General features: G+C 75.0%; 22 protein-coding genes. 11 read left to right on the top strand and 11 right to left on the bottom strand.

Annotation, left to right across the window (positions count from 1 at the left end; genetic code table 11):
* Window positions 1-227: 227 nt before the first annotated feature.
* The 5 genes from ABEA04_RS21995 to ABEA04_RS21975 all read right to left on the bottom strand — a co-directional run bounded on the left by ABEA04_RS21995 (window position 228) and on the right by ABEA04_RS21975 (window position 4,180).
* Complete coding sequence (locus ABEA04_RS21995; RefSeq protein WP_345464133.1) at window positions 228-1,091, bottom strand: FHA domain-containing protein; 864 nt, start codon at window positions 1,089-1,091, stop codon at window positions 228-230.
* Window positions 1,092-1,095: 4 nt separating this feature from the next.
* Window positions 1,096-1,443: a hypothetical protein gene (locus ABEA04_RS21990; protein ID WP_345464130.1), complete on the bottom strand. Its 348-nt coding sequence runs from the start codon at window positions 1,441-1,443 to the stop codon at window positions 1,096-1,098.
* A 126-nt stretch (window positions 1,444-1,569) separates the two neighbouring features.
* Window positions 1,570-2,283, bottom strand: coding sequence for an NUDIX hydrolase (locus ABEA04_RS21985; RefSeq protein WP_345464127.1), 714 nt, complete (start codon window positions 2,281-2,283; stop codon window positions 1,570-1,572).
* A complete protein-coding gene (locus ABEA04_RS21980; RefSeq protein WP_345464124.1) occupies window positions 2,280-2,882 on the bottom strand; it encodes an isochorismatase family protein in 603 nt (200 codons plus the stop codon). Before ABEA04_RS21980 ends, ABEA04_RS21985 begins: the two co-directional genes overlap by 4 nt.
* On the bottom strand, window positions 2,879-4,180 hold the full coding sequence (locus ABEA04_RS21975) for a nicotinate phosphoribosyltransferase (RefSeq protein WP_345464121.1): 1,302 nt from the start codon (window positions 4,178-4,180) through the stop codon (window positions 2,879-2,881). The genes ABEA04_RS21980 and ABEA04_RS21975 overlap by 4 nt, the downstream gene beginning before the upstream one ends.
* Window positions 4,181-4,274: 94 nt before the next feature.
* Here ABEA04_RS21975 and ABEA04_RS21970 point away from each other — a divergent pair, with 94 nt between their 5' ends.
* Together ABEA04_RS21970 and ABEA04_RS21965 are read left to right on the top strand one after the other, a co-directional pair.
* Entirely contained in the window at window positions 4,275-5,936 is a 1,662-nt protein-coding gene (locus ABEA04_RS21970) for an HsdM family class I SAM-dependent methyltransferase (RefSeq protein ID WP_345464118.1), read from the top strand.
* 68 nt (window positions 5,937-6,004) lie between these two features.
* Entirely contained in the window at window positions 6,005-6,460 is a 456-nt protein-coding gene (locus ABEA04_RS21965; protein WP_345464115.1) for an HNH endonuclease, read from the top strand.
* A gap of 462 nt (window positions 6,461-6,922) precedes the next feature.
* On the opposite strand, the gene ABEA04_RS21960 is transcribed toward ABEA04_RS21965, so the two are convergent.
* A complete protein-coding gene (locus ABEA04_RS21960) occupies window positions 6,923-7,444 on the bottom strand; it encodes a hypothetical protein (RefSeq protein WP_345464112.1) in 522 nt (173 codons plus the stop codon).
* Between the two features lie 83 nt (window positions 7,445-7,527).
* On the opposite strand from ABEA04_RS21960, the gene ABEA04_RS21955 reads away from it, so the two are divergent.
* The 7 genes from ABEA04_RS21955 (at window position 7,528) to ABEA04_RS21925 (ending at window position 16,301) form a co-directional block, all read left to right on the top strand.
* Window positions 7,528-9,420 (top strand): ATP-binding protein, encoded by a 1,893-nt coding sequence (locus ABEA04_RS21955; RefSeq protein ID WP_345464109.1) that lies wholly within the window; start codon window positions 7,528-7,530, stop codon window positions 9,418-9,420.
* A gap of 31 nt (window positions 9,421-9,451) precedes the next feature.
* Window positions 9,452-12,064 (top strand): eCIS core domain-containing protein, encoded by a 2,613-nt coding sequence (locus ABEA04_RS21950; RefSeq protein WP_345464106.1) that lies wholly within the window; start codon window positions 9,452-9,454, stop codon window positions 12,062-12,064.
* A 70-nt stretch (window positions 12,065-12,134) separates the two neighbouring features.
* Window positions 12,135-13,088 carry an ABC transporter ATP-binding protein gene (locus ABEA04_RS21945; protein WP_425577062.1) on the top strand — a complete coding sequence of 318 codons (954 nt, stop codon included), beginning with the start codon at window positions 12,135-12,137 and terminating at the stop codon, window positions 13,086-13,088.
* Entirely contained in the window at window positions 13,078-13,896 is an 819-nt protein-coding gene (locus tag ABEA04_RS21940) for an ABC transporter permease (RefSeq protein ID WP_345464103.1), read from the top strand. The genes ABEA04_RS21945 and ABEA04_RS21940 overlap by 11 nt, the downstream gene beginning before the upstream one ends.
* Window positions 13,893-14,702: an ABC transporter permease gene (locus tag ABEA04_RS21935; protein WP_345464100.1), complete on the top strand. Its 810-nt coding sequence runs from the start codon at window positions 13,893-13,895 to the stop codon at window positions 14,700-14,702. The genes ABEA04_RS21940 and ABEA04_RS21935 overlap by 4 nt, the downstream gene beginning before the upstream one ends.
* A 31-nt stretch (window positions 14,703-14,733) precedes the next feature.
* On the top strand, window positions 14,734-15,315 hold the full coding sequence (locus ABEA04_RS21930) for a DM13 domain-containing protein (RefSeq protein ID WP_345464097.1): 582 nt from the start codon (window positions 14,734-14,736) through the stop codon (window positions 15,313-15,315).
* Between the two features lie 47 nt (window positions 15,316-15,362).
* Window positions 15,363-16,301 carry a DNA-3-methyladenine glycosylase family protein gene (locus ABEA04_RS21925; protein ID WP_345464094.1) on the top strand — a complete coding sequence of 313 codons (939 nt, stop codon included), beginning with the start codon at window positions 15,363-15,365 and terminating at the stop codon, window positions 16,299-16,301.
* A 4-nt stretch (window positions 16,302-16,305) separates the two neighbouring features.
* Here ABEA04_RS21925 and ABEA04_RS21920 read toward each other — a convergent pair whose 3' ends face one another.
* Window positions 16,306-17,496: an MFS transporter gene (locus tag ABEA04_RS21920; protein WP_345464091.1), complete on the bottom strand. Its 1,191-nt coding sequence runs from the start codon at window positions 17,494-17,496 to the stop codon at window positions 16,306-16,308.
* 89 nt (window positions 17,497-17,585) lie between these two features.
* Here ABEA04_RS21920 and ABEA04_RS21915 point away from each other — a divergent pair, with 89 nt between their 5' ends.
* Complete coding sequence (locus ABEA04_RS21915; RefSeq protein ID WP_345464088.1) at window positions 17,586-18,842, top strand: phospholipase D-like domain-containing protein; 1,257 nt, start codon at window positions 17,586-17,588, stop codon at window positions 18,840-18,842.
* A gap of 28 nt (window positions 18,843-18,870) precedes the next feature.
* On the opposite strand, the gene ABEA04_RS21910 is transcribed toward ABEA04_RS21915, so the two are convergent.
* Window positions 18,871-19,251, bottom strand: coding sequence for a hypothetical protein (locus tag ABEA04_RS21910; protein WP_345464085.1), 381 nt, complete (start codon window positions 19,249-19,251; stop codon window positions 18,871-18,873).
* A 1-nt stretch (window position 19,252) separates the two neighbouring features.
* Window positions 19,253-21,283: an eCIS core domain-containing protein gene (locus ABEA04_RS21905; protein ID WP_345464082.1), complete on the bottom strand. Its 2,031-nt coding sequence runs from the start codon at window positions 21,281-21,283 to the stop codon at window positions 19,253-19,255.
* Between the two features lie 373 nt (window positions 21,284-21,656).
* Here ABEA04_RS21905 and ABEA04_RS21900 point away from each other — a divergent pair, with 373 nt between their 5' ends.
* Window positions 21,657-23,261, top strand: coding sequence for a TROVE domain-containing protein (locus ABEA04_RS21900; protein WP_345464079.1), 1,605 nt, complete (start codon window positions 21,657-21,659; stop codon window positions 23,259-23,261).
* A gap of 12 nt (window positions 23,262-23,273) precedes the next feature.
* Here ABEA04_RS21900 and ABEA04_RS21895 read toward each other — a convergent pair whose 3' ends face one another.
* Together ABEA04_RS21895 and ABEA04_RS21890 are read right to left on the bottom strand one after the other, a co-directional pair.
* Entirely contained in the window at window positions 23,274-23,855 is a 582-nt protein-coding gene (locus tag ABEA04_RS21895; RefSeq protein ID WP_345464076.1) for a dihydrofolate reductase family protein, read from the bottom strand.
* An 84-nt stretch (window positions 23,856-23,939) separates the two neighbouring features.
* A complete protein-coding gene (locus tag ABEA04_RS21890; protein ID WP_345464073.1) occupies window positions 23,940-24,998 on the bottom strand; it encodes an AbrB family transcriptional regulator in 1,059 nt (352 codons plus the stop codon).
* Window positions 24,999-25,169: the final 171 nt, after the last annotated feature.

The raw sequence follows: 25,169 nt of genomic DNA, 5'->3' as shown, positions 1-25,169 counted from the left end.
TCCCGCGGGTGGTGCGGGGGCGTCGTCCCATCCGTCCCATCTGTCTCAGGGATACCCGGTCCACCGGGTATCCCTGACGTTCTCGGGCACTGCAACGCCCGAGAAGCGGAGGGAGTGCCCGAGAAGGTGGGGGCCGGGCGGCCGGGTCGGGGACGACCGACGCCGGCCGCGCGTCAGCGACGCCGGGCGCCGTCAGCCCAGTCAGGCAGTCAGCCGCGTCGGCCCCGTCAGGCGCCGTCGGACGGCGGCTCGCGCCGTCCGGGCCGCGGGGCCTGCGGCAGCTGCCGGCCGGCCTCACCGCCGATCCGGCCACCGAACGGGCGGCCGTGGTCGGCGAACTCCTCGCGGTAGAAGGCGAGCACGTGGTCGCCGATCTCGATCCGGGCGCCGGTGCGCAGCGTCGTGCGCCCGCCCACCCCGGCGCCGTGCACCCGCAGCGTGCCGCCGACGGGCTCGATGACGAACTCGTCGTCGTCGCCGTGCCGCACGACCGCGTGGACGTCGGCGAGCCCCGGCAGCCGGGCGTCGCACTCGGGTCCGGAGCCGATGGTGAGCGAGTCGGAGCGCATCCAGAAGACCGGACGTCGCTCGCCGTCCCACAGCCGCGACCGCTCGACGACCAGCCGCGGCCCGCCCCCGCGCTCCGGGTCGTGCGTGGTGGTCGGTGGACGACGGGGCCGCCGCACGAAGGTGGGGGCGAGCGGCCAGGCGGTGGCGGGCGGCAGCATGGTCGGGTCGGGCAGCACCGAGCGTCCTCGCCGGCGCGGGCGCGCCGCCGTCCACGCCCCGCGCAGGCTCCCGAGCCGGACGTGCCGCGAGCGGGTGACGCGACGCTGCCACCACGAGACGCGCACGGCGCCCAGGGTCACCAGCGGCACGCCCTGGGAGACGATCTCGAGGCTCATGCCGCGCGCGGCCAGCACCGCGGCCGCCGCACGCACGAGGCCGGCGTCGCCGGGCCCGGCGAAGGCGCCCGGGTCGTCGACGTCGAGCGTGAGCCGGTTGCCGGCGCCGAACACCCGCCCGTGCACGGCGGGCAGGTCGGGTCGCTCGATCTCGAAGCGCAGGTCGGCGCCGACGACGGTGGGCACCGGCTCAGCGTGCGACGGTGCCGGCGGTGCCGGCGGTGCCGGCGGTGCCGGCGGTGCCGGCGGTGCCGGCGGTGCCGGCGGTGCCGGCGGTGCCGGCGGTGCCGGCGGTGCCCGTGGAGGCGTTGTCCCCGGTGGTGATGGTGAGCACGCCGTCGAGCTTCCAGACCGCGCGGGGCGCGCCGACACCGGTGTCGCGCGGCACCTCGACGGTCATGTCCTCGAGGCGGTAGTGGATCGCGGCCTCGCGGCCGGTGAGGAAGTCCCACATTCCCTTGCCGAGGTCGGTCCAGTCGACCACCTCGCCGTCGCGGTCGCCGGTGCGGTCGCCGCTGGTCGTCTGGCTGTTGCTCATGGTGTGCCTCTCGGTGGGTGGACCCTCACCATGCGCCGCCGGCCCGGGGGCTCGGGCTCACCCCGCCGACCCGACGTGGGCCGTGGCGGTCGCCCGACCGGGTGACGGCGCGAGGCGGCCGGCGGCTCAGGCGACGACGGTGCGCAGCATCGGCGGCTGGATGGCGGTCGCCCCGCCGCGGCGGTAGAGCGCGGCGGGCCGGCCCCCGGTGCCGCCGGGACCGTCGGAGGCGCCGGCCGGCACGACGAACCCGTCGGTGCCGAGCACCTTGCGGCGGAAGTTGCCGAGGTCGGGCGGGGCGCCCCACACCGCGGCGTAGACCCGGCGCAGCTCGGGCAGCGTGAACGGCTCGGTGACGAAGTCGAGCGCCAGCGTCGTGTACTCCAGCTTGGCCCGGATCCGCTCGCGCGCGTCGCGCAGGATCTCGGCGTGGTCGAAGGCGAGCACGGGCGCGTCGGCGTCGAGGACGTCGTCGACCGCCCACCAGCGCGCGTCGGCGGCGTCGGTGCCGGCCTCGGGCGAGGGCAGGTCGGGCGCGAACGCGACGTGGGCCACCGAGACCACCCGCATGCGCGGGTCGCGGTCGGGCGCGGAGTAGGTGCGCAGCTGCTCGAGGTGGCCGGTGTCGACGCCGAACCGCTCGACCCCGGTCTCCTCGCGCAGCTCGCGCCAGGCGGCGGTCTCGGCGTCCTCGTCGGGCTCGACGAACCCGCCGGGCAGGGCCCACGACCCGGCGAACGGCTCCTCGCCGCGCTCGACCAGCAGCACCGACAGCGCGCCGTCGCGGATGGTGAAGACCGCGAGGTCGACGGTGACGGCGAACGGCGGGTGCTCGCTCACGACAGCACCACCCCGGCGTCCGCGAGCTCGCCCAGGGCGGCCTCGCTGGTGTGCGGCGCGACGCCGGCGTGCAGGCCGCCGAGCAGCCGGACGCCGAGCCCGTGCCGTCGCGCGTCGAGCGCCGTGGCCCGCACGCAGTAGTCGGTGGCGATGCCGACGACGTCGACCGCGGTGACGCCGAGCCGCCGCAGCAGGTCGGGCACCGTCTCGCCGTCGTCGGTGACGGCCTCGAACGCGCTGTAGGCCGCCTCGCCCATGCCCTTGCGCACGTGGTGGGTGACCGCGCTCGTGTCGAGGTCGGGGGCGTAGTCGGCGCCGTCGGTGCCCGAGACGCAGTGCACCGGCCAGGTGACGGTGAAGTCGGGCTCGGCGCCGGCGGGCGCGAAGTGCCCGCCGTTGTCGTTGTCGCCGTCGTGCCAGTCGCGCGAGGCGACCACGGCCGCGTAGTCGCCGGCGTGCGCGGCGAGGTGGGCGCTGATGCGGCGGGCGACCTCGGTGCCGCCGTCGACGCCGAGCGCACCGCCCTCCACGAAGTCGTTCTGCACGTCGACGACGACCAGGGCGGTGCGCCCCGGCGTCTGCTCGGGAGTGGTGCTCATCGTGCTGCTCCTTCCGGTCGGGGTCCGACTCTGAGGTAGGGGTCTCCGTCGGCGACGATGCGCGCGACGTCGGGCAGCGAGGCGATCGCCGCGGCGCAGTGCGCACGCACCGCCTCGAGGTCGGGCCGGTGGACGACGTCGCCGCCGCGCACCACGGGCACCTGCACCGGCGTCGCAGCGCCTGCGCCCTCGGGCTCGTCGACGGCGAACCACTCCTCGACCAGGACGCCGTCGTCGTAGCGGCGGTGGGCGGTCTTGGCGCCGCCGACGCTGATCTTGTCGTGCGACTTCTTGGCCACCGCGCGCAGCGGACCGCCGGGGGAGTCGGCGACGGCGACCAGCTTGTAGACCATGCTCGCGGTGGGGTGGCCCGAGCCGGTGACGACGCGGGTGCCGACGCCGTAGCCGTCGATGGGGGCGTCGGCGAGGGCGGTGATGACGTACTCGTCGAGGTCGCTGGTGGCCACGATGCGGGTCTGCGTGGCGCCCAGCTCGTCGAGCAGCGCACGGGCGGCGTGGGCCTCGTCGGCCAGGTCGCCGGAGTCGATGCGCACCGCACCCAGACCGGTGCCCGCCGCCTCGATCGCGTGGCGGATGCCCTGCGGGGTGTCGTAGGTGTCGACCAGCAGCGTGGTGCCGACGCCCTGCGCCTCGACCTGACTGCGGAACGCCTCGACCTCGCTGGCGTGGGCGAGGGTGAAGGCGTGCGCGGCGGTGCCGACGGTGGGGACGCCGTGGCGTCGTCCGGCCGCGAGGTTGGACGTCGAGGCGAACCCGGCGAGGTAGGCGGCCCGGGCCGCGGACACCGCGGCCTCCTCGTGGGTGCGGCGGCTGCCCATCTCGACCAGCGGCCGGCCCTGCGCGGCGGTGGTCATGCGGGCGGCCGCGCTGGCGATGGCGGTGTCGTGGTTGAGCACACTGAGCACCAGCGTCTCGAGCACGACGCACTCGCCGAGCGTGCCGCGCACGGTGAGCACCGGGCTGCCGGGGAAGTAGAGGTCGCCCTCGGGATAGGCGTCGATGTCGCCGGAGAAGCGGAACGAGCGCAGGTAGTCGGCCGTCTGCTCGCCGACGACGCCCTGCTCGAGGAGCCAGGCGACGTCGTCCTCGTCGAAGCGGAACGCCTCGATCATGGGCAGCAGCCGCCCCAGCCCGGCGAGGACGCCGTAGCGTCGCCCGGGCGGCAGGCGCCGCGCGAAGGCCTCGAAGACGGCGTCGTGCCCGACGCTGCCGTCGGTGACGAACGAGTCGAGCATCGTGAGCTCGTAGCGGTCGGTGAGCAGTCCCGTGAGGTCCATCGCTGCGCTCCTGGTTTGTAGTCACTATGACTATAACACGGTGGTCGTCGAGACGCCCCCGGCGCGGGGTGCGCGGTGCGTCACCATGTCGGCCATGACGCCGCTGCGAGCCGGGGTGCTGGCGGCCCGCGAGCGGCTCGGGTCCGACGCGGCCGCGTGGGACGCCGTCCTCGCCACCGTCGCGCACGCCGCCGGGCTGCCGGACGCCGCGCCGCCCGACGTCCCGGGTCTCGAGGCGTGGCGCGACCCGGCGGCGGCCGAGGCGCTCGGGGAGGTCTACGAGTCGCTGCTGGCCGACCGCACCGGCACCGGCTCGTTCTACACGCCGCCGCGGCTGGTCGCCTGGCTGCTCGACCAGACCCTCGGGCGCACCCACGGCGCGCGTCACCCGCACCGCCGCCTGCTCGACCCGGCCTGCGGCACCGGCAACGTGCTCGTCGCAGCGCTGCGCCGCCTCGGCCCGGACGCGGCTGCCGACGTCGTCGGCCGACTCCACGGCACCGACCTCGACCCCGTCGCCGTCGCCATCACGCGGCTGCGGCTGCGGCTGGCCGTGCCGGACGTCGACCCCGCCGTCCTCGAGCGCACGGTCCGCGTCGCCGACGGGCTGGGGGAGCACCCCGACGCGCCGTTCGACGCCGTGCTCGGCAACCCGCCCTTCGGCGGCCGGCTGCGACCGCGAGGGCCGCTCGCCGCCACCTCGCCCGCGCCCTACACCGACACCAGCGCGGCGTTCCTGCTGCGGGCGATCGACCTCGTGCGCCCCGGCGGCACCGTCGCGCTCGTGCAGCCGCTCTCGCTGCTCGCCGCCCGCGACGCCGGACCGGTGCGCGACGCCGTCCGCGCCGCCGGCGCCGTCACCTCCTTCTGGTCGAGCACCACCCCGGTCTTCGCCGGGACGCCGGTGCTCACCTGCGTGCCCGTCGTCGTCACCGGCCGCGAGCAGGGCCGCGTGGCCACGTGGGCGGGGGCGCGACCCGAGCCGCGCACCGGCGTCGCGCTGCCGCCCGACGAGTGGGGTCCGCTGCACGCCCCGGCCCTCGGCATCCCGGTGGTGGCGCCGCGGACCGCCGGCCGGCTCGGCGACCTCGGCCCGTGCAGCGCCGGGTTCCGCGACGAGTACTACGGGCTCGTGCCCTACGTGGACGACGGCGGCCCCGGCGCGCCCCTGATCACCACCGGTCTCATCGAGCCCGCCCACTGCCGCTGGGGCGCCGTCCGCGCCCGGTTCGCCAAGCGGACCCTCGCCGCGCCCACCGTCGACGTCGACGCGCTGCGGGCCGCCGCCGGCGGCACCCGCCTGGCGCGGTGGGTCGAGGCGCGGCTGGTGCCGAAGGTGCTGGTGGCCACCCAGGGACGCACCGTCGAGGCGGTCGTCGACGAGCACGGCGACTGGCTGCCGTCGGTGCCGGTGCTGACGCTCGTCCCGCCGCCCGACCGCCTCTGGCACGCGCTCGCGGTGCTGCTCGCCCCGCCCGTCGTCGCGCTCGCCGCCGCGCGCTACGCCGGCACCGCCATGGCGTCCGGCGCCATCAAGCTCAGCGCGGGCGGGCTCGCCGACCTGCCGCTGCCCGCCGACCGCTCCTGCTGGGACGTCGGCGCCCGCCTCGCCCGCGAGGCCCAGCTCGCCCCCGACGACGCCCGGCCCGACGTCCTGCGCGCCTGTGCCGAGACGATGTGCGCCGCCTACGGCGACGACGGCGCGCTCGAGTGGTGGCTTGCACGCTGCGAAACCCCGGTGCGCGCCATCCGCTGACTGCCTACCGTTTCCGCGCACGCGGACTACGATTCGGCACATTGCGAAGGGCGAGAGGGGGTAGCGCCATGACCACGCTCATGGGCTCGGTGCTGCTCTACAACGCCTCCTTCGAGCCGCTCGGCCGGGTCAGCTTCAAGCACGCGGTGAAGATGCTGGTGCGCGAGGTCGCCGTCGTCCACGAGGCGCACGGCGAGCGGATGATCGGCCCCTACCAGTGGCCGCGCGCGCTGCGGCTGGTGCGCTACGTGGCCACCAAGTGGCTCTACCGGCCCGCCGGCTACACGCGCCAGGGCGTGCTCGCCCGCGACCGGCACCGCTGCGCCTACTGCGGCGCCCGCGCCCAGACCGTCGACCACCTCGTGCCCCGCTCGCGCGGCGGCACCTGGACCTGGCTCAACACCGTCGCCGCCTGCGGCTCCTGCAACGAGCGCAAGGGCAACCGGACGCCGTCCGAGGCCGGCATGCGGCTGCTCCTCGAGCCCTGGCACCCCACGCGGGCGCAGATCGCCGCCTGGGCCTGAGGTCGGTCCGCCCGGCGCCTGGGGCGGGGTGGCTGGGGTGGCTGGGTCGGGTGGCGGTGCGTGGGCCACGGTTCTGGACGTCAGTTCGGTGGCTGGGGCACCGCCCGGTGGGGTCGGGTCGGGTGGCGGTGCGTGGGCCACAGATCTGGACGTCGGTTCGGTGGCTGGGGCACCGCCCGACGGGGCCGGATGACGGTGGCGGTGAGCCAGTTCCCGTTCGCGCGGCCGATTCGGTAACGAGGTCACCGCCGCCCCGGCGAACCCCCGTCCGGCGGTGAGCCAGTTCCCAATCGGGCGGGCGATTCGGTCACCAGCTCACCGCCGCCCCGACTCACCCCCGCCCGGCGGTGAGCCAGTTCCCGTTCCGGTCGCCGATTCGGTCAACAGCTCACCGCCGCCCCGGCTCACCCCCCGCCCAGCGGTGAGCCAGTTCCCAATCGGGCGGCCGATTCGGTCATCAGCTCACCGCCGCCCCGACGCAGGCGACCCAGACCCCACCCCCAGCACCCCCAGCAACGCCGCGGGGACGTCGTCCAGGGGGACGGCGTCGGCGAGCAGGCCGGCGTAGGTCAGCTTGTGGCCGCTGCGGGCGCCGAGCCAGCGGTGCAGGCGGGCGTGGTCGGGGCGGTCGCGCTGGGCGGGCTGCTGCGCCATCCGCTCGTACCGGCCGCGCTCGCCCTGCGCCTCGACCACCGCCAGGACACCGGGGACGCCGACCGCGCGGATCAGCTCGTCCTCGAGGTCGGCGTCGCACACGAACGGGGTGACGTCGACGAGCACCCGGGCCAGCACCCGCGCGACGTAGTCCGACTCCCCGGCGTCGTGCAGCAGGCGCACGGGCCCCGCGTCGCGCAGGTGCGCGGGCAGGTTGGTGATCCCCTGCATGACCACCACCTCCGGGCACGCGACGCCCAGCCGCCGCGCCAGCACCTCGAGCGCGCGCCGGTCGCTGTCACCCTCCACCAGCACCCGCGGCGCGACCACGACGGCACGGTACGTCCCGCGCGTCGTGACCGGCCTCCCGATTCGCCCACGCGAACCCATCACCTCTGGCAGCATCGCGCGACATGGGCTTCCTCTCGGCGTGCGAGGCCGCGGTGGCGCGCCGCGCCGAGCTCGGGTGGGCCTCCACCGACCAGGCCCGCGGCGCGCTGGCCGCCCTGCAGGCCGACGGCGAGGACGCCGGCCTCGCCGAGCTGCTCGCCACCGTCACCCGCACCTTCGGGCTCGCCCCGGTCGAGACGGCGCTGCTCGAGGTGGCGGTCGCCGCCGAGCAGAGCGTCTCGGCCCACCTGCTCCTCGGCCTGCTCTCGGGTGACGACCGCCCCGGGCGACCGACCGCGGCCCTGGCCCTCGAGCTGGCCGGCGTCGCGCCCGACGTCCGCTCGGCCCGCGCCCACCTCGGCGCCCGGTCGCCGCTGGTGCGCTACGGGCTGGTGCAGGCCGCGGGCACCGACGTCCTGCTCAGTCGCCGGCTCGTCGTCAACGACCGGGTCGCGGCCTACCTCGGCGGCGACGACGTCCCGCCGCAGCGCGTGCTCTCGATGCTGCTCGACGCCGTCCCGGTCGAGGTCGAGGGCGTCGAGCACGTGGTCGCCGCGCTGCGGGCCGACCACGCCCTGGTGTGGGTGCACGCTCCCGGTGGTGGCGCCGGCGCCGCGCTGGCGGCGGCCGCCTGCCGCCAGGTCGGCGTCTCGTGCATGGTCGCCGACCTCGCGCGGCTCGACCCCGCCGTCCCGGTCGAGGACGGCGTCGCCGCGCTGCTCGTCGAGGCCGGGCTCGCCGGCACCGTGCTGATCCTGGTCGGCGCCGAGCGCGCCCGCCCCGACTGGCTGTGGCACTCCGCGGTTCCGGTGTGCGCGGTCAGCGTCGAGCCCTGGGACCCCGAGTGGTCGGGCGACCTGCCGGTCACCGTGCTCGCCCCGCGTCTCTCGGTCGCGCAGCGGCAGGCGCTGTGGCGCCCGATGCTGGGGGACGCCGCCACCAGCCGCGAGATCACCGCGATGCCGCTCTCGCCCGAGCAGATCGCCACCATCGGCCGCCACGCCGAGGCCACGGCCGCGGTCAACGGCGAGGACGGCGTCTCGCCCGAGCGCGTGCGCCACTCGGCCCGCACCCTGAGTCGCGGCCGCTCGGTGCGCGCCAACGCCTCGACCGCCGCCACCCTCGACGACCTCGTGCTGCCGCCGGCCGCGAAGGGCGAGGTGCAGCGCCTGCTCGACTGGGCCCGCTACCGCGACGAGGTGGTCGCCCTCGGCCCGCTGCACGGCAAGGGCGGCAAGGGCGTCGGCATCTGCGCGCTGTTCTCGGGCCCGCCGGGCACCGGCAAGACGCTCGCCGCGCACGTCATCGCCGACTCGCTCGGCATGGACCTCTACCAGGTCGACATCTCCAGCGTCGTCGACAAGTACATCGGCGAGACCGAGAAGAATCTCGAGCGCGTCTTCGCCGAGGCCGAGGCCACCAACGCGGTGCTGTTCTTCGACGAGGCCGACGCCATCTTCGGCTCGCGCTCGGCGGTCAAGGACTCCAAGGACCGCTACGCCAACCAGGAGATCGCCTACCTGCTCCAGCGCATGGAGCAGTTCGACGGCATCACGGTGCTGGCGAGCAACCTGCGCAGCAACCTCGACCCCGCCTTCGCGCGCCGCCTGCACTTCATGGTCGCCTTCCCCGCCCCCGACGTCGAGACCCGTCGCCGGCTGTGGGAGCACCACCTCGCGGATCTGACGCTCGACCAGGACGACGTCGTCGACCTCGACTGGCTGAGCGAGCACGTCGAGATGGCCGGCGGCGACATCCGCAACATGGTGCTCTCGGCCGTCTACTCCGCGGTCGCCCAGGGCGTGCCGATCGGCATGCGTCACGTCGACGACGCCGTCCGCCGCGAGCACGTGAAGATGGGACGCCGGCCACCGGCCCACCCGCGGCTCGCCGCCGTCTCCGGGACGCGGCGATGAGCCCGTCGCCGGCCGCGCCGGGGAGGCCGCGGTGGAGCTGACCCACGAGCACGAGCACGCCCCGACCCCGGTGCCGGTCAAGGCGCCCGAGATCGAGCCGCCGGCGCCCGCCGCCCCGGTGCCGATGGCGATGGGCACCGTCATGGTGGGCCACGCCGAGGACCGCGCCGAGACCGACGCCGACGCCCGCGCCGACGTCGCCCTGCGTCGGCTGGCCGCGAAGGAGGCCGGCACCGGCAGTGGCGCCGGAGGAGACGGCGAGGCCCACCAGCACGGCCCCGGCTGCGACCACGTGCGTCGCGCCCCGGCGCCGGTGCCGTCGGGCGCCCCCGTCGTGGGCTACGAGGGCGGCGCGCTCGACGGCGACACCAGCGCCGCCATCAGCAGCCGCGTCGGCCGCGGCCGGCCGCTCGAGGGCCCGGTGCTGCGCCGCATGGAGACGGCGTTCGGCACCGGCCTCGGCAACGTCCGCATCCACGACGACGCCACCGCGGCGAAGCTCAACCACCAGGTGAGCGCGCGCGCCTTCACCACCGGCAAGGACATCTTCTTCGGCTCCGGCCAGTACGCGCCCGAGACGCCGGACGGCGAGCGGGTGCTCGCCCACGAGCTGGCCCACACGCTGCAGCCGCCGGTCAGCGTGACCCGCATGCTCCAGGACGGCGGCGTGCGGCGGCTCGTCGGCGAGCCGCCCGCCACCGGCGACGTCTCGGCTCCGGCCGCTCCCCGGCTGCTCGGCCGCGGCGGCGCCGGCACGCTCGCCGCCGGCGAGACGGGCGAGACGGGAGACGCCGACGGCGCCGAGGGCGGCACCGACGGGCCCGGGCTCACCACCGTCACCGTCCCGTCCACCGTCGCCGCAGTCGCCGAGCTCTCGGACGACGACGTCCTCGCCCTCGCCTCCGACACGCGCCCGAGCGGTCCACTCCAGGGGCTGCTGACCGGTCCGTTCGCCGGCAGCTGGGCCCAGGCCACCGGCTGCCTGGCGGACGGGGCCTGGCCGGGCGCCGCCCAGCAGCGGTTCGGCGCCGACGCGGCCGCCGCGCTGCTGCGGGCGCTGCGCACCTGGCGCGACGGCGTCCTGACCGCGGTGGCCGCCGAGGCCGGCCCGATGCTGCTGAGCCGGCTGCAGCGCGAGCGCGCCAAGCTGGGCCCGATCAATGGCAGCCCCGCGGCCCGCGCCCTCGACCTCGACATCGACCGCGTCGAGCTCGGCAGCGGGCCCGGCCGCTTCGACCTGCTGGCCACGTTCGGCGCACCGGAGGGCGACGCCGCCGGCGGTGAGTCGATCGTCACCGTCGTCGGCCGCTACCCCGAGTGGGGGGCCGAGCTGTTCACCGAGGCCCTCGGCCGCGTCACCGGCGGGTCGCTGCAGCCGGCGGCGCTGGCCCTCGCCGTCCGCCCGCGGCTGCCGGCCGTCGAGGCCGAGCCGATCGTGGTGGAGAAGGAGGACATCCCCACCGAGCTGCGCGAGGCCGACGCCGCCACGCTCGAGCTGGTGCGGGTGGCGAAGTTCGTCTCCGAGACCGTCTGGGGCCGGATGACCGAGGAGGCCACCGCGCACCTCACCGACGAGGCGGCCAAGCAGGAGGAGCTCGACAAGCACGAGTACGCCTGGAACCAGGCGCTGGAGTTCAAGTCCCGGCTCGGCAAGGCCTGGGTCGCGCTCGACCGGGCCGAGGGCGCCGAGTCCGCGGGCGGGGGCATCGACGCCGACCCGGCGGCCCGTCAGGCCTACGACGCCCAGCTGGCCGAGGTGTGGCGGCTGCGCGACGAGCTGGTGCAGCTGCAGATCGCCGACCCCGTCGACCCCGAGGCCGCCGAGGTGAAGGTGGCCGAGCTGCGCGCCGCCGTCGCCGCGGCCGCCGAGCTCGCCGAGACCGTCTACGGCGGTGATGAGGACGACGAGGACGACGCCCCCGCCGCCCCGGGCCCCGCCGAGCTGCGCGCCGTCTTCGGCCCCCGCGCCGCCCGCGCCGGCAGCGACGCCAAGGCCGCGCTCGAGGCCCTCAACGACGCCTTCGGGCTCGCGCTGCGCACCGAGATGCCCGAGAAGGAGGAGGACGAGGAGGAGGACGAGTACGGCGAGTACGACGACGACCTCGAGGCCGATGAGCTCGACGGCGAGGTCGTGGCCTACGGCCAGGGCTTCTGGGACGACGACAAGCCCGAGCACCTGCGCGGCCTGCCCGAGCCCGAGGCCGCGGCGCCGGTCTCGCCCGCCGCCGAGGCCTTCACCATGGCCCCCCACGTCGACACGATGCTCGACGCGCTGCCCACCCTCGTGGCCGGCGGCGCCCTGTCGCTCACCGACGGCAAGAACCTCGCCAAGGGGGAGGAGGTCGGGGTGCTCGAGGACCTCGTGCAGGACCACACCGCCGTGGCCGGCGGTTCCGACACCAGCCCCCAGGCCGCGGCCGACGCCCCCGTCGAGCCGCCGCCCGGCGGCCCGTTCGACGACTACGACGCCGACCGGCTCGCCGACGTCCAGGACGCCGCCGTCGGGCTCTGGTCGACCGTCGGCGCCGTCGCCGACCAGGACGGCGGCGACGACGGCCCCGAGGCGCCCAGCGCGATCGCCGACCTCAAGCAGGCCGCCGGCGCCCTCTCGGGTCGCGGCCCGCGTCGTCCGAAGAAGCCCTGAGCAGGCCGGACGGCGCGCCTCGGGGGTACTCCGTCGCGGCTGTCACCGCCGACGGCTAGCCTCGCGGCTCGTGAGCGAGTCGATGATCCACGCGCGTGGTCTGCGCAAGACGTTCGGCTCGGGGGAGTCGGCGTTCGAGGCGGTCAAGGGCATCGACCTCGACGTCCGCCGCGGCGAGGCCTTCGGCTTCCTCGGCCCCAACGGCGCGGGCAAGTCGTCCACCATGCGCATGATCGCGGCGGTCTCGCCGGTCAGCGGCGGCGAGCTACGCATCCTCGGCATGGACCCCGCCACCGACGGCCCGCTGATCCGCGGCCGGCTGGGGGTGTGCCCGCAGGAGGACACGCTCGACAACGAGCTCAACGTGCGCGACAACCTCTACATCTACGGCCGCTACTTCGGCATCGCCAAGGACGTCGTCCGCGACCGCACCGACGAGCTGCTCGAGTTCGTCAACCTCACCGACAAGGCGAAGAGCCGCGTCGAGGACCTCTCGGGCGGCATGAAGCGGCGGCTGACCATCGCCCGCAGCCTGGTCAACCGGCCCGACCTGCTGCTGCTCGACGAGCCCACCACCGGCCTCGACCCGCAGGCGCGTCACCTGCTGTGGGGCCAGCTGTTCCGGCTCAAGCAGCAGGGCGTCACCCTCGTCATCACCACCCACTACATGGACGAGGCCGAGCAGCTGTGCGACCGCCTCGTCGTCATGGACAAGGGCCTCATCGCGGCCGAGGGCTCGCCGCTCGACCTCATCCGCGAGCACTCCACCCGTGAGGTCGCCGAGCTGCGCTTCGGTCTCGGCGCCGAGGGCTCCGACCACCTCGAGCGGCTGGCCGAGAAGGTCGGCGACCTCGGCGACCGGGTCGAGGTGCTGCCCGACCGGCTGCTCGTCTACACCGCCGACGGCGACGCCGTCCTGGCGAAGGTGCACGAGCGCGGCCTCGACCCCGTCGCCACCCTGGTGCGCCGCAGCACCCTCGAGGACGTCTTCCTGCGCCTGACGGGCCGGACCCTTGTCGAGTGAGGCCCGGGCCGAGCGGGGGAGCGGGCTGTCGCTCGCCCAGGGGGTCGGCCGCCAGGTCGACTACTGGGCCACGGTCTCCAAGCGCACCTGGCGCGCCACGGTCTTCACCAGCTTCGCCTCGCCGCTGCTCTACGTGCTCGCGATGGGCGTGCTGCTCGGCGGCTTCATCGAGGGCGACCCCGACCGGCTCGAGGGGGCGACGTCCTACCTCACCTTCGTCGTCCCGGGCCTGATCGCGGCGCACGCCATGCAGACCGCGGTGAGCGAGACGACCTACCCGGTGATGGGCAACATCAAGTGGCACCGGGTCTACGAGTCGATGCTGGCCACGCCGCTGGCCGTGCGCGACGTCGTCGCCGCGCACCTCGGGTTCGTGGTCTTCCGCCTCGCGCTCACCTGCGCGGTCTTCAACCTGGCGCTCGCCCCGTTCGGCGTGTTCGCCACCTGGTGGGGCGCGCTGCTCGCCTTCGTCGTGCAGGTGCTCACCGGGACGGCGTTCGCGGGCCTGGTCTACGGCTTCACCTGCCGCATCCGCTCCGAGGAGGCGTTCGGCGTCCTGTTCCGTCTCGGGGTGTTCCCGCTGTTCCTGTTCAGCGGCGCGTTCTTCCCCGTCACCAACCTCGGCGACGTCGGCGCCTGGGTGGCCCGGCTGACGCCGCTGTGGCACGGCGTGAACCTGTCGCGCATGCTCGCCGTCGACCACGTGGACGCCGTCGTGGCGCTGGTCAACGTCGCGGTGCTCGTCGTGCTCACCGCGGTGGGGTGGCGCTGGTCGGTCACCGGGCTCGAGCGGCGGCTGGTCTCGTGAGCACCGACTCCGCCGCCGACCCCGCGGTGCGGCCGCTGACCTCCTGGCAGGCCACCCGGCTGCTCGTCGAGCGCAACTACATCGTCTACCGCCAGGCCTGGAAGCTGTTCCTCACCGGCTTCCTCGAGCCGGTCTTCTACCTGTTCTCGATCGGCATCGGCGTCGGCCAGCTCATCGACAGCTTCCAGTTCAACGGCCAGTCGATCCCCTACGCCGAGTTCGTCGCTCCCGGCATGCTGGCGGCGTCCGCCTTCAACGGCGCGCTGATCGACAGCACGTTCAACGTCTTCTTCAAGCTGCGCTACGAGAAGCTCTACGACCAGATGCTGGCGACACCGCTGCGCACCGCCGACATCGCGCGCGGCGAGATCATCTGGGCGCAGCTGCGCGGCGCGTCGTACGCGGCGGCGTTCCTGCTCGTCATGGCCGCACTGGGCCTGGTCTCCTCGTGGTGGGCGGTGCTGGCGCTGCCGGCCGCGCTGCTCATCGGGTTCGCCTTCAGCGCGGTGTGCATGGCGCTGACGACGTGGATGACGTCGTGGCAGGACTTCGACAAGATCACGCTGGTCCAGCTGCCGATGTTCCTGTTCTCGGCGACGTTCTTCCCGCTGGAGGCCTTCGACCAGCGCTGGCTGCAGGTCGTCGTCGAGTGCACGCCGCTCTACCGCGGCGTGGTGCTGTGCCGCGAGCTCACCACCGGCACGGTGACGATCGACTCGGCGATCTCGGTGGTCTACCTGGTGGTGATGGGCCTGCTCGGGCTGCTCGTCGTCCGTAAGCGCCTCGACACACTTCTGCTCACCTGAGCGGCCGTCCGCGCCACTACCGTTCCGGGGCATGGTGAAGTGGATCGTCGGCGCCCTCGCTCTCGTCGTGATCGGGGTCGGGCTGTGGGCCTTCGAGCCCTGGCGCCTCTGGACGTCGAGCACCACCGACGAGGCCATCCCCGGCGTCGAGGACGTCGACGCCGACACCTCGGTGCTCGACGTCGCCGAGACCACCGACGCCCGCCCCGGTGGCGGCACGACGCGTGAGCGCGACGCCCGGCCGAGCGAGGAGCCGTCGCAGCAGCCGCGGCTCACCGTGCTCGGCTCCGGCGAGTTCGAGGACGCCGAGCACGAGACCACCGGCCTGGCCGTCGTCGTCGAGGCCGCCGACGGCTCGCGCTTCGTGCGGCTGGAGGACCTCGCCTCCTCCGACGGCCCCGACCTGCACGTGGCACTGTCCGACGCGCCCAGCGGCGGCGACTGGGGCTCCTACGACGACGGTCGCTACGTCGGCCTCGGCGAGCTGAAGGCCACCCACGGCAACCAGAACTACGAGATCCCCGACGACGTCGACCTCGACGGCCTCACCACCGTCGTGGTGTGGTGCGACCGGTTCAACGTCGCCTTCGGCACCGCCGACGTCGCCGCCTGACCAGCGGATCGCGGCGGCTGTCGGCGTCCGCTCCTAGGGTGGACGTCGTGAGCGCGGCGGGGCGGGTGCGGGAGTGGCGGCCCGACTGGCCGTGCCCGGTGCGACACGTGCTGCACCAGCAACGCCACGGCGGTGGCGACCCGACCTTCCGCGTCGACGAGGGCGGCCGCATCTGGCGTGGCACCCGCACCCCGCTCGGCCCGGTGACCACGGTGGTCGAGTCGCGGGCCCCCGAGGGCGTCGTCCGGGCGGAGGCGTGGGGTCCGGGCGCCGAGTGGGCGCTCGACGCGCTGCCCGACCTGCTGGGGGCCGCCGACTCGTGGGACGGCTTCGAGCCGCGCCACCCGGTGCTCGCCGAGGCCCGCCGCCGCTTCCCGCACGCCCGGCTGGGCCGCAGCGGCCTGGTCATGGACTCCCTGGTGCCGGCGATCATCGAGCAGAAGGTCACCGGTCAGGAGGCCTTCGCCGGCTTCCGCATGCTGGTGCACCGCTTCGGCGAGCGGGCGCCGGGCCCCGGCGTCGAGCGGCGTCTGTGGGTGGCGCCGACGGCCGAGCAGCTGCGCGTCGTCCCCTCGTGGGAGTGGCTGCGGCTGCACATCGACCCCGCGCGCTCGCGCACCATCGTGCGCGCCGCCCGGGTGGCCGACTCGCTGGAGCGGCTGGCGGACCGCCCGCCCGAGGAGGCCGAGCGGCTGCTGCGCACCGTGCCCGGCATCGGCCGCTGGACCGCCGCCGAGGTGATGCAGAAGACCTTCGGCGACCCCGACTCGGTCTCGTTCGGCGACTACCACGTCGCCAAGGACGTCGGCTGGGCGTTGACCGGCACGCCGTTCGACGACGACGAGATGGAGGCCTACCTCGAGCCCTACCGGCCGCAGCGCGGCCGGGTGCCGGCGCTGATCGCGATGGCCGGGCTGCACCGTCCCCGCCGGGGCGCCCGCATGGCGCCCCGCACGCACCTGCCGTCGAGGGTGACCAGGCACTGACGGGCTACTGGCCCAGCAGGGCCTCGTCGCCGGCGGGCACGAGCAGGCAGGCGCCGACGGCGAAGGCGCCGGCCAGCGCGAAGGTCCAGGCGTAGCCGGCGTGGGTGACGGCCAGGCCGCCGAGCGGCGGCACCGCGGTGGCGACCAGGTACTGACCGGTGTTCTGCAGGCCCATCGCCCGGCCCGACCAGAACGGCCCGGCCCGCTCCGCGACGGCGGTGTAGGCCAGGCCGTTGTAGGCCACGGTGACCACGGCGGCCACCACCACCAGCGGGACGGCGACCGCCGACCCCGCCCCGGCCGCGATCCCGAGCGCGGCCATCACGCCCGCCCCGCTGAGCGCCACCCACTGCAGTGGCCGCAGGCGGGAGCGGACGGCGTCCGAGAGCTGCCCGGCCGCGATCCGGCCGAGCGCACCGAGCAGCTGGGCCACGGCGACGAGGGTCCCCGCGGCGGCGGGCGACCAGCCGCGGTCGTCGACCAGCCACACGAGCGCGAAGGTCCACACGGCGAACTGCGGCACCACCAGCAGCGCGGAGGCGACGTGGATGCGGGGGAGGTAGGACGAGCGGTAGGGCGAGGCCGACCGCTCCGGCGTCCGGTCGGGGCGCGGCGGGTCGAGCACGACCACGGCGACGGCCAGCAGCGCCGCCGTCCCGACGACGAGCGGCACCACGAGCGCGGCGCGCACGCCCGTCGTGGTCGAGATCGCGGGGATGGTGAGGGCGGCGAGGCCGACGCCGGCCGGCTGGGCCATCTGCCGCACGCCCATCGCGAGCCCCCGGCGCAGCGGCGGGAACCAGCCCACCACGATGCGTCCGCTCGCGGCGTTGGTGCCGCCGGACGCCGCCCCGGCCAGGAACAGCAGGACGGCGAGGGCCGCGGGCGTCGTCCCGAGCACGGCGGCGAGCACGCCGGCGGCGACGGTGAGCGAGAGGCTGGCCAGCAGGGCGAACCGCTCGCCGCGGCGGTCGGTCACCAGCCCCCACGCGACGAGCGTGAGCACCAGGCCGAACGTCGGGGCGGCCGCCACGACGCCCGCGCCCGCGAGCGAGAGGCCGTAGTCGTCGCGCAGGGCCGGGATGAGGAACGGGGCGCCGTGCACCGTCACCGCCGAGCCGGACTGCGCCACCGTGCCGGCCGCCAGCATCGCGGCGCGACGGCGCCCGCCGACGTCGGGCAGGGTGCTGGTCACCTCCGCATCCAACGACACGCCCCGGCGCGGTCGGGCGACGGTCTCGCGGTGCGGCCCGTGAGATATCCGACGGCCGATAGGTTGACCACGTGAGGTGGCGGTCGGGTCTGGAGCGGTCGATGGGCACCCTGCGCCGGGTGATGCTCACGATCCTCGGCGTCCAGCTGGTCGTGGCGATCGCGATGTCGCTCGTCGACTCCTACCGCCGGCGCGGCAAGAAGCCCAAGCCGTTCCCGACCACCCCGCCGAACCAGGTGAGCATCGGCGAGAGCACGGTCACCACCTACACCTACGGCCGCGACCTCTACGACGACATGATCGCGGCCATCGAGGGCGCCCAGCGGCAGATCCTCTTCGAGACCTACATCTGGAAGGGCGACCGCACCGGCGAGCGGTTCAAGCGGGCGCTGGCGCAGGCGGCCGACCGCGGCGTGGAGGTCTACTGCATCTACGACGGGTTCGCCAACCTCGTCGTCTCGCCGGTCTTCAAGCACTTCCCGCCGTCGATGAAGGTGCTCAAGTACCCGGTCTACGCGGCCGGGTGGCGGTTCTTCGACCTGCGTCGCTACGGCCGCGACCACCGCAAGATCCTCGTGGTCGACGACGCCGTCGGCTTCGTCGGCGGCTACAACATCGGTGACGCCTACGAGACCGAGTGGCGCGACACCCACGTGCGGGTCACCGGCCCCGGGGTGTGGGACCTCAAGCGCGCCTTCGCCGACTTCTGGAACCTGCACCGGCGCCGCCGCATCCGCCACAGCGAGCGGCCGCTGCTGCTCGAGACTGCCTCCACGTGGGAGCCGCGCATCCGGGTGCAGCGCAACGTGCCGCGGCTGTGGATGTTCCCGATCCGGGCGATGTACCTCGAGGCGATCAACCGCGCCAGCAAGAACGTGTGGCTGACCACCGCCTACTTCATCCCCGACCAGGACTTCGTCGACGCGATGAAGGACGCCGCCCGCCGCGGCGTCGACGTCCGCCTGCTGGTGCCGCTGAAGTCGAACCACATCGTGGCCGACTGGATCTCGCGCGGCTACTTCTCCCAGCTGCTCGAGGCGGGCGTGAAGATCCTGCGCTTCCGCGGCGCGATGGTGCACGCCAAGACCGCCACCGTCGACGGCAACTGGACGACGGTCGGCACCGCCAACATCGACCGGCTCAGCCTCACCGGCAACTACGAGATCAACGTCGAGGTCATCGACCGCGGCCTGGCCGCCGCCCTCGAGGACGTCTTCCGCACCGACGAGGGCAACTGCGCCCCGCTCACCAGCGCCGACTGGGAGACCCGCGACCTGCACCGCCGCTTCACCGAGGCCCTGCTGCGCCCGCTGCGCCCGCTGCTCTGAGCGCCGCCGCCGCGTTGCGGTCGCCCTCTCAGCCGGTGACGACCTCGACCGCGAACAGCGCGTCGGCGAAGGCAGCGAGGCTGCGCAACCAGGCCACCCGGTCGCCGTCGGCCTCCGCCACACCGTCGAGCACGAGGGCGCCGTCGTCGTCGGTCAGCGGAACGCCGTCGGCGTCGTACCGTGCCCGGGGCAGGTCGGAGTGCCCGGCCCCGGACGCCGAACCGAGCTGCCCGACCAGGTCGAGCAGCCGGCGCAGCGCCTCGGCGCCCTCGGCCGTCGGGGCGAAGGCGTAGCGCCAGGCGGGTGCGTCGTCCGGCCGGTGCACGAACCCCAGCGGCTCGTCGGGCTGCTCCGGGTCGGCCACCACGAGGTAGGGCGTCGGTGGGGCGACCAGCGTGGGCGTGGCCACCTCAGGGGTTCTGCTGCGAAGCGGCCAGGAGGTCGCGGGCGGTCTCCATGTTGGCCGCCTCGCCCTTCATCTTCTTGAAGGTGCTCCAGAGCACCTCGCCACCGCGGCCCTCTCCCCGCGGCAGGGCCTGCAGGGCCTCGAGCGGCAGCACCTCGGCGTCCAGGCCGGGGAACATCTTCTTCAGCTCGGCCTTCAAGGTCTTGACGTTGGCGGCCGGGCACCACGCGCGCTTGAGCGTGGTGCCGAGCGGGATACGACCCTTGACGACACCCTCGCCGGGCAGCGTGCCCGACGTGTTCGCACCGACCGTGCCACCGCTGGTGGCCTTGCCGTCGGCGTACTCCTGGCTCGTGACCTTCTCGATCCCGAACTCGAACAGGATCGGGTAGGTGGTGGCGTTGTGCTCACCACCCTCGCGGCGTGGGCTGCCCTTGGGGAACTTGCGACGGGTCTTCAGCTCGTCGGTGAGCCGCTTGTGCAGGCTGGCCGCCGAGCCGTCCTTGCCCGGCGTGATGCGCTGGATCATGCCGGTGAGCAGCCCGACCGGCACGCCGAGGTCGTTGGCGGCCTGCTGCATGGCGGGGATGTCGAGCTTCTCGAGCTTGAAGGCAGCGAGGTCCTTCAGGATCTTCAGCTTGCGGATCTCCTCGACCAGCTCGTCGTAGGTGTAGAGAGTGGCGTTGTAGTGCGTCACCTTCATGCCGAGAGCGGCGTAGACGGCACTCGTGCCGAGGCCGGCCTCGCCCATGCCGATCGAGATGTCGTCCTTGAGCCCGGCCGCGCCGCTGAGGGTGTCGCCCTCGCCGGTGGTCTGGGCGATGTTCTTGCTGGCCAGCTGCTTCATCGACAGCAGCTCGCCACCCCCCGAGGCGAGACCCGCGAGGATCGGCGAGCTGGTGCCGTGGAAGCCGCTCGACTCGATCTCGCCGCTCTCGATCAGCTCGTTCAACCGGCCCTTGCCCGAGGCGATCATGTCCTGGTGCTCGGCGGCCCCCTTGCCGAAGATCTCCTGCACCTGCGGCTCGGCGGCCAGGACCTCGGGCGTCAGGCCCACAGCCAGCGCCTCGACGGCCTTGGCGCCGATGCGGGCCAGGTCGCCCTCGTACTGCTGGTCGACCGCGCCCTGCGCGGCGGCGAACTCGTCGTAGACCGCGCCGGCGGACTGCGCCAGCAGCTTGGCGACGTCGGTGGCCGGCGTCCCCTTCTTGGCCAGGGTCTTGCCGACCTTCTTGGCCGCCTCCTTGGCGCGCTCCATCTCGGCCAGGCCCATCTTGGAGTGCGGCGCCGTGCGGGAGCCGAACATCCCGCTCCTGGGGATACGAGCCCGCTCGCGGTCGGCCGAGCCGAAGCGGTGGTCGCGCAGCAGCCGGAGCGTGCGCTCGATGGACTCGAGGGCGGCGACGTTGTCCTGGACCTTCGAGGCCTTGCGCTGGACCAGCCGCGAGACGGTCGACTCCTGCTGCACGGTGTGGGCCAGCTCGTGGGCGAGCACGCGCTCGCCCGCCGCCGTCCCGGGCTGGTACTCGCCCGCGCCGAAGAAGACGTCCCGACCGGTGGTGAAGGCGCGGGCACTGACCATGCGGTTCAACCGGGCCGCGGGTGCGTCGTCGTGGATGCGGACACCGGAGAAGTCGCGTCCGAACGCGGTCTGCATGCGGTCGAGGACGCCGGACTCCATCTGGCGACCACCGCCGCGGTGACTGTTGATCTCGCCGCTGGTGTCGGCGTCGAGCGCGCCGCCCTCCCGGCCGACGACGGCACCGCCGCTGCCGCCCATGCGGCGTCGCACGTGCTCGCACCCGGGACCGTGCTGGTGCTGGTCGGCCACGGGCGCGACGGCCGCCTCGGAGCCGGCCAGCCGGCGCAGCGCGGTGTCGGCCATGCGGTCGGCCTCGGTCTCGGCGACGTCCTCGGCGTGCCCGACCTGCAGGGGCACCGGGGCCGCGGCGACCGGGGCGGCGACCCGCCGCACCTCCGCCGCCGCGTCGTGCGTCGTCGGCGTCGCGGCCCGGATCTCGCGCTCGGTCTCCATGGCAGTCCCCTCGAGAGTCTGGACAGACGGTCTGGAGTCTGCCGGGCGCGGCCCGGGCCCGCGGGCTTTCGCGGGACTCTTTGCCTGGGCGTGCGAAAGCAGGTGTCGGCGGTGGTGGCACGCCCGTAGGCTCGCCGCTCCACGACGGTGGGACGGGACGGGCCGGCGACGGTCGGTTATCACTCTCACCGGATCGGAAGGCCCCCGGTTCGACCCCGGGCCGTCGGCACCGGCTCGCCCGGACCGGCGCGTAGCTCAGTGGCAGAGCAGCCGAAGCCCGGTCGTCACACCCACGACCGTCCCGTCCCGTCGTCGTGCCCTGCCCGCCCGAGCCCCGACCCGAGCCCCGACAGCCCCGACCCGAGCCCCTGACATGGACATCCTGCGCCGCTTCCGCACCCGCCTGACCCCGCAGCGCCGCCGCGCCGACCCGCGGCAGGTGCGCAACAGCGCGGGCGGGTTCACCTTCGAGCTGGACGACGTCGCCCGGCTGCGCCGGTTCCTCACGCTCGGCACCGACGGGGGCACCTACTACGTGGACGCGCCGGCCCTCACCGTCGAGGACGCCGAGGTCGTGCTGCGGCTCGCCGGCACCGACCACGCGACGCTCGTCGACACGGTCGTCGAGGTGTCCGAGTCCGGCCGCGCCCCGCGCCAGCAGCCTGCGCTGTTCGCGCTGGCGATCGCCGCGTCGCACGGCACCGCCGAGGAGCGCGGGCGGGCGCTCGCCGTCCTGCCGCGGGTGGCGCGCACCGGCACCCACCTGCTGACCTTCGCCGGCTACGTCGAGCAGTTCCGCGGCTGGGGCCGGTCGCTGCGGCGCGCCGTGGGGGACTGGTACCTGCGCCCGGACGTCGACGCGGTCGCCCACCAGGTGGTGAAGTACCGCTCGCGCGGGGGCTGGAGCCATCGCGACCTGCTGCGCCTGGCGCACCCGGCGGCCACCGAGCCCGCCCGCCGGGCGCTGTTCGAGTGGATCGTGCGCGGCACGGTCGGTGACGACACGCCGTCCCTGGTGACGGGCCACCTCGCCGCGCACGAGCCGGACGCCGACGTGCCGGCCCTCGTCGCCGCGCACCGCCTGGGCTGGGAGACGCTGCCCGACGAGGCACTCACCCGCGCCTCCACGTGGGCGGCGCTGCTGGACGCCGGGCTGCCGCAGACGGCGCTGCTGCGCCAGCTGCCGCGGCTGACGCGCCTCGGTCTGCTCGAGCCCGGCTCGGCGCACCTCGACGCGGTCCTCGACCGGCTGACCGACCCCGAGCGGCTGCGCCGGGCGCGGGTGCACCCGGTGTCGGTGCTGGTCGCCGCACGCACCTACGCCGCCGGCCGCTCGGCGCGGGGTGCGGGCACGTGGGAGCCGGTGCCGCAGGTGGTCGACGCGCTCGACGCCGCGTTCCACGCCGCCTTCGGCGCGGTCGAGCCGGCCGGACGTCGCACCCTGCTGGCGCTCGACGTCTCGGGCTCCATGGGCGCGCGCATCAGCGGGCTGCCGTTGTCGTGCCGCGAGGCCTCGGCCGCGCTGGCGCTGGTCACCGCGGCGACCGAGCCCTCGTGCGAGGTCGTCGGCTTCACCGCCGCGGACGGCCGGTCGTCGTCGACGCGGGCCCGGGCCGCGCTGCGGCGGCTCGACCTCGGCCCGCGCCGTCGGCTCGCCGACGCCGTGCACGCCGTCGGCGGGCTGCCCTTCGGTGCGACCGACTGCGCGCAGCCGATGCTGTGGGCCCTCGACCAGGGGCGGGAGGTGGAGACCTTCGTGGTCTACACCGACAACGAGACCTGGCACGGCGAGGTGCACCCGCACCAGGCGCTGCGGCGCTACCGCGAGCGCACCGGCATCGACGCGCGGCTGGTGGTCGTCGGCATGACGGCGACGCGGTTCAGCATCGCCGACCCCACCGACGCGGGCATGCTCGACGTCGCCGGGTTCGACGCCGCCGTCCCCGCCCTGGTCAGCGACTTCTCGGCGGGTCGCTGACCGGGGCCCGGCTCACGCCGGGACGACGGCGTAGCTGAGCAGCACGCTGTCGGCGCCGTCGAACCGGCGCACGTCCTGGAGGCGCAGGGCCGTCGCCGCGGTGTCGGCGAGGGCCGGCCGGTCACCCGCGACCAGGCCGGCACCGACGAGCAGGTGGACGACGTCCGCGAGGCCCTCGCGCAGCAGGTGGCGGACGAGGGTCGTGCTGCCGAAGACGACCACGTCGCCGTCCAGGCCGCGCAGCCGCTCGACCTCGGTGCGGACGTCGTCGCGCGGGACGACGGTGGTCTGGTCGCGCCAGACGCCGGTGTCGTCGGGGCCCAGGGAGTCGGAGACGACGCTGACCGGCAGCCCGTCGGCGTAGCGCTGCGCGATGGCGCGCTCGGAGGGGTCGGCGGCGTCGCGCTGGTGCGGCCAGTAGCCGAGCATCTGGCGGAACGTGATGGCGCCGAGCAGCAGCGCGGCGGCGCGCCCGACGAGTGCGGCGTTGTGGAGGTTGAAGGCGCGGTCGAACGGCATGACCGACAGGTCGTCGCCGGGTCCTGAGGCGTAGCCGTCGGCGCTGATCGCCAGGCTGATCACGATGTCACCCATGGTGGTGGCTCCTCGTCTCGAGTGGTGTGGTCGACCCGGGGACGGAGCCGCGCCGCGGTTCTCGACATCGGCCGTGGGCCGCGGTCACGACGGCGCCGACCGGCGCAGCCAGCGCGCGAGCAGGGGCAGCATCGCCAGGATCAGCAGCAGCCGGAACAGCTGCATCGCGGTCACGTAGGTCACGTCGGCGCCGCTGTCGGCGGCGATGGCGACCACGGCGAACAGGCCGCCCGGCGTGGTGGCGAGGTAGGCGGTGAGGCCGTCGACGGACGTCGTCCAGGCCAGCCCGGCGCCGAGCGTCGCGGTCAGGCCGATCATGACCACCAGCACGGTCATCACCACTGGCAGCATGCGCGCGATCGCGGCCAGGCTGGCGCGGGTGAAGCGCAGGCCGACCTGCACGCCGATGATCGCGAACGCCAGCCACTCCAGCGGCGTCGGCAGGCTGACCTCGCCGAGCCAGCCGGCCGAGGCGATCACGGCGGCCACGAGCAGCGGTCCGAGCAGCGACCCGGTCGGCAGCGGCACGAGCCCGGCGACGCCCAGGCCGACGACGAGGGCGACGCCCGTGCACACCAGGTCGGCCCACAGCGGCGCGTCGGCGGTGCCGGCCGAGCCCCGGCCGGAGTCCGGGTGGAAGACGAGCGCCGTCACCAGCGGCAGCGAGGCCAGGACGACGAGCACCCGCAGGTACTGCACCACCGTGACCACCCGCTCGTCGGCGCCGAGGTCGCGCGCCACCGCGACCACGCCCGACGCGCCGCCGGCGATCATCGCGAAGGCCCCGGTGACGGCCGAGACGTCGCGACGCCGGGCGAGCACGGCACCGGCGGCGAGGCTGATGAGCACGCTGGCCACGGTGACGCCGACCACGGCGACGGCGTCCTCGCCCATGCGGCGCAGGGCCGCGCCGCTGACCAGCGTTCCGATCGTGACCCCGATCAGGCCCTGCCCGAGCCGGAACGACCAGCGCGGCAGGTCGAGCGGCGTCGGCGAGGTGAGCGCGTGCGCCATCCCGCCGAGCAGCGAGCCGAACAGCACCGCCGAGCCGACGCCGAGCAGGGTCAGCGCGACGCTCGCCGCGACGGTGACGCCGAGCACGACGGCCACGCTCGCCGCGCGGGAGCGCTCCTGGTCGGCCATCGCGACCAGGGTCCCACGGCGCTCGGCCGGGCCGGCCGGTCGCTCGCCCCACCCGTCTCAGGGACACCCGGTTCACCGGGTGTCCCTGACCTTCTCGGGCAGTGCAGCCCCCGAGAAGCGGAGGGAGGACCCGAGAAGGTGGCGGTCGGACGGCGTCCGGTGGCGGGACAG

The organism is Nocardioides marinquilinus (assembly GCF_039543705.1).
GTDB lineage: Bacteria > Actinomycetota > Actinomycetes > Propionibacteriales > Nocardioidaceae > Nocardioides > Nocardioides marinquilinus.
The sequence above is the reverse complement of the archived record's forward strand: the minus strand, read 5'-3'. Positions and strand labels throughout refer to the sequence as shown.

What these genes read in the sequence shown, in the direction of transcription:
- ABEA04_RS21895 (WP_345464076.1), bottom strand. Translation starts at nt 23,855, where the DNA reads ATGGGTGACATCGTGATCAGCCTGGCGATCAGCGCCGACGGCTACGCC.
- ABEA04_RS21905 (WP_345464082.1), bottom strand. Translation starts at nt 21,283, where the DNA reads ATGGAGACCGAGCGCGAGATCCGGGCCGCGACGCCGACGACGCACGAC.
- ABEA04_RS21900 (WP_345464079.1), top strand. Translation starts at nt 21,657, where the DNA reads ATGGACATCCTGCGCCGCTTCCGCACCCGCCTGACCCCGCAGCGCCGC.
- ABEA04_RS21970 (WP_345464118.1), top strand. Translation starts at nt 4,275, where the DNA reads ATGACGCCGCTGCGAGCCGGGGTGCTGGCGGCCCGCGAGCGGCTCGGG.
- ABEA04_RS21930 (WP_345464097.1), top strand. Translation starts at nt 14,734, where the DNA reads ATGGTGAAGTGGATCGTCGGCGCCCTCGCTCTCGTCGTGATCGGGGTC.
- ABEA04_RS21975 (WP_345464121.1), bottom strand. Translation starts at nt 4,180, where the DNA reads ATGGACCTCACGGGACTGCTCACCGACCGCTACGAGCTCACGATGCTC.
- ABEA04_RS21955 (WP_345464109.1), top strand. Translation starts at nt 7,528, where the DNA reads ATGGGCTTCCTCTCGGCGTGCGAGGCCGCGGTGGCGCGCCGCGCCGAG.
- ABEA04_RS21965 (WP_345464115.1), top strand. Translation starts at nt 6,005, where the DNA reads ATGACCACGCTCATGGGCTCGGTGCTGCTCTACAACGCCTCCTTCGAG.
- ABEA04_RS21980 (WP_345464124.1), bottom strand. Translation starts at nt 2,882, where the DNA reads ATGAGCACCACTCCCGAGCAGACGCCGGGGCGCACCGCCCTGGTCGTC.
- ABEA04_RS21990 (WP_345464130.1), bottom strand. Translation starts at nt 1,443, where the DNA reads ATGAGCAACAGCCAGACGACCAGCGGCGACCGCACCGGCGACCGCGAC.
- ABEA04_RS21890 (WP_345464073.1), bottom strand. Translation starts at nt 24,998, where the DNA reads ATGGCCGACCAGGAGCGCTCCCGCGCGGCGAGCGTGGCCGTCGTGCTC.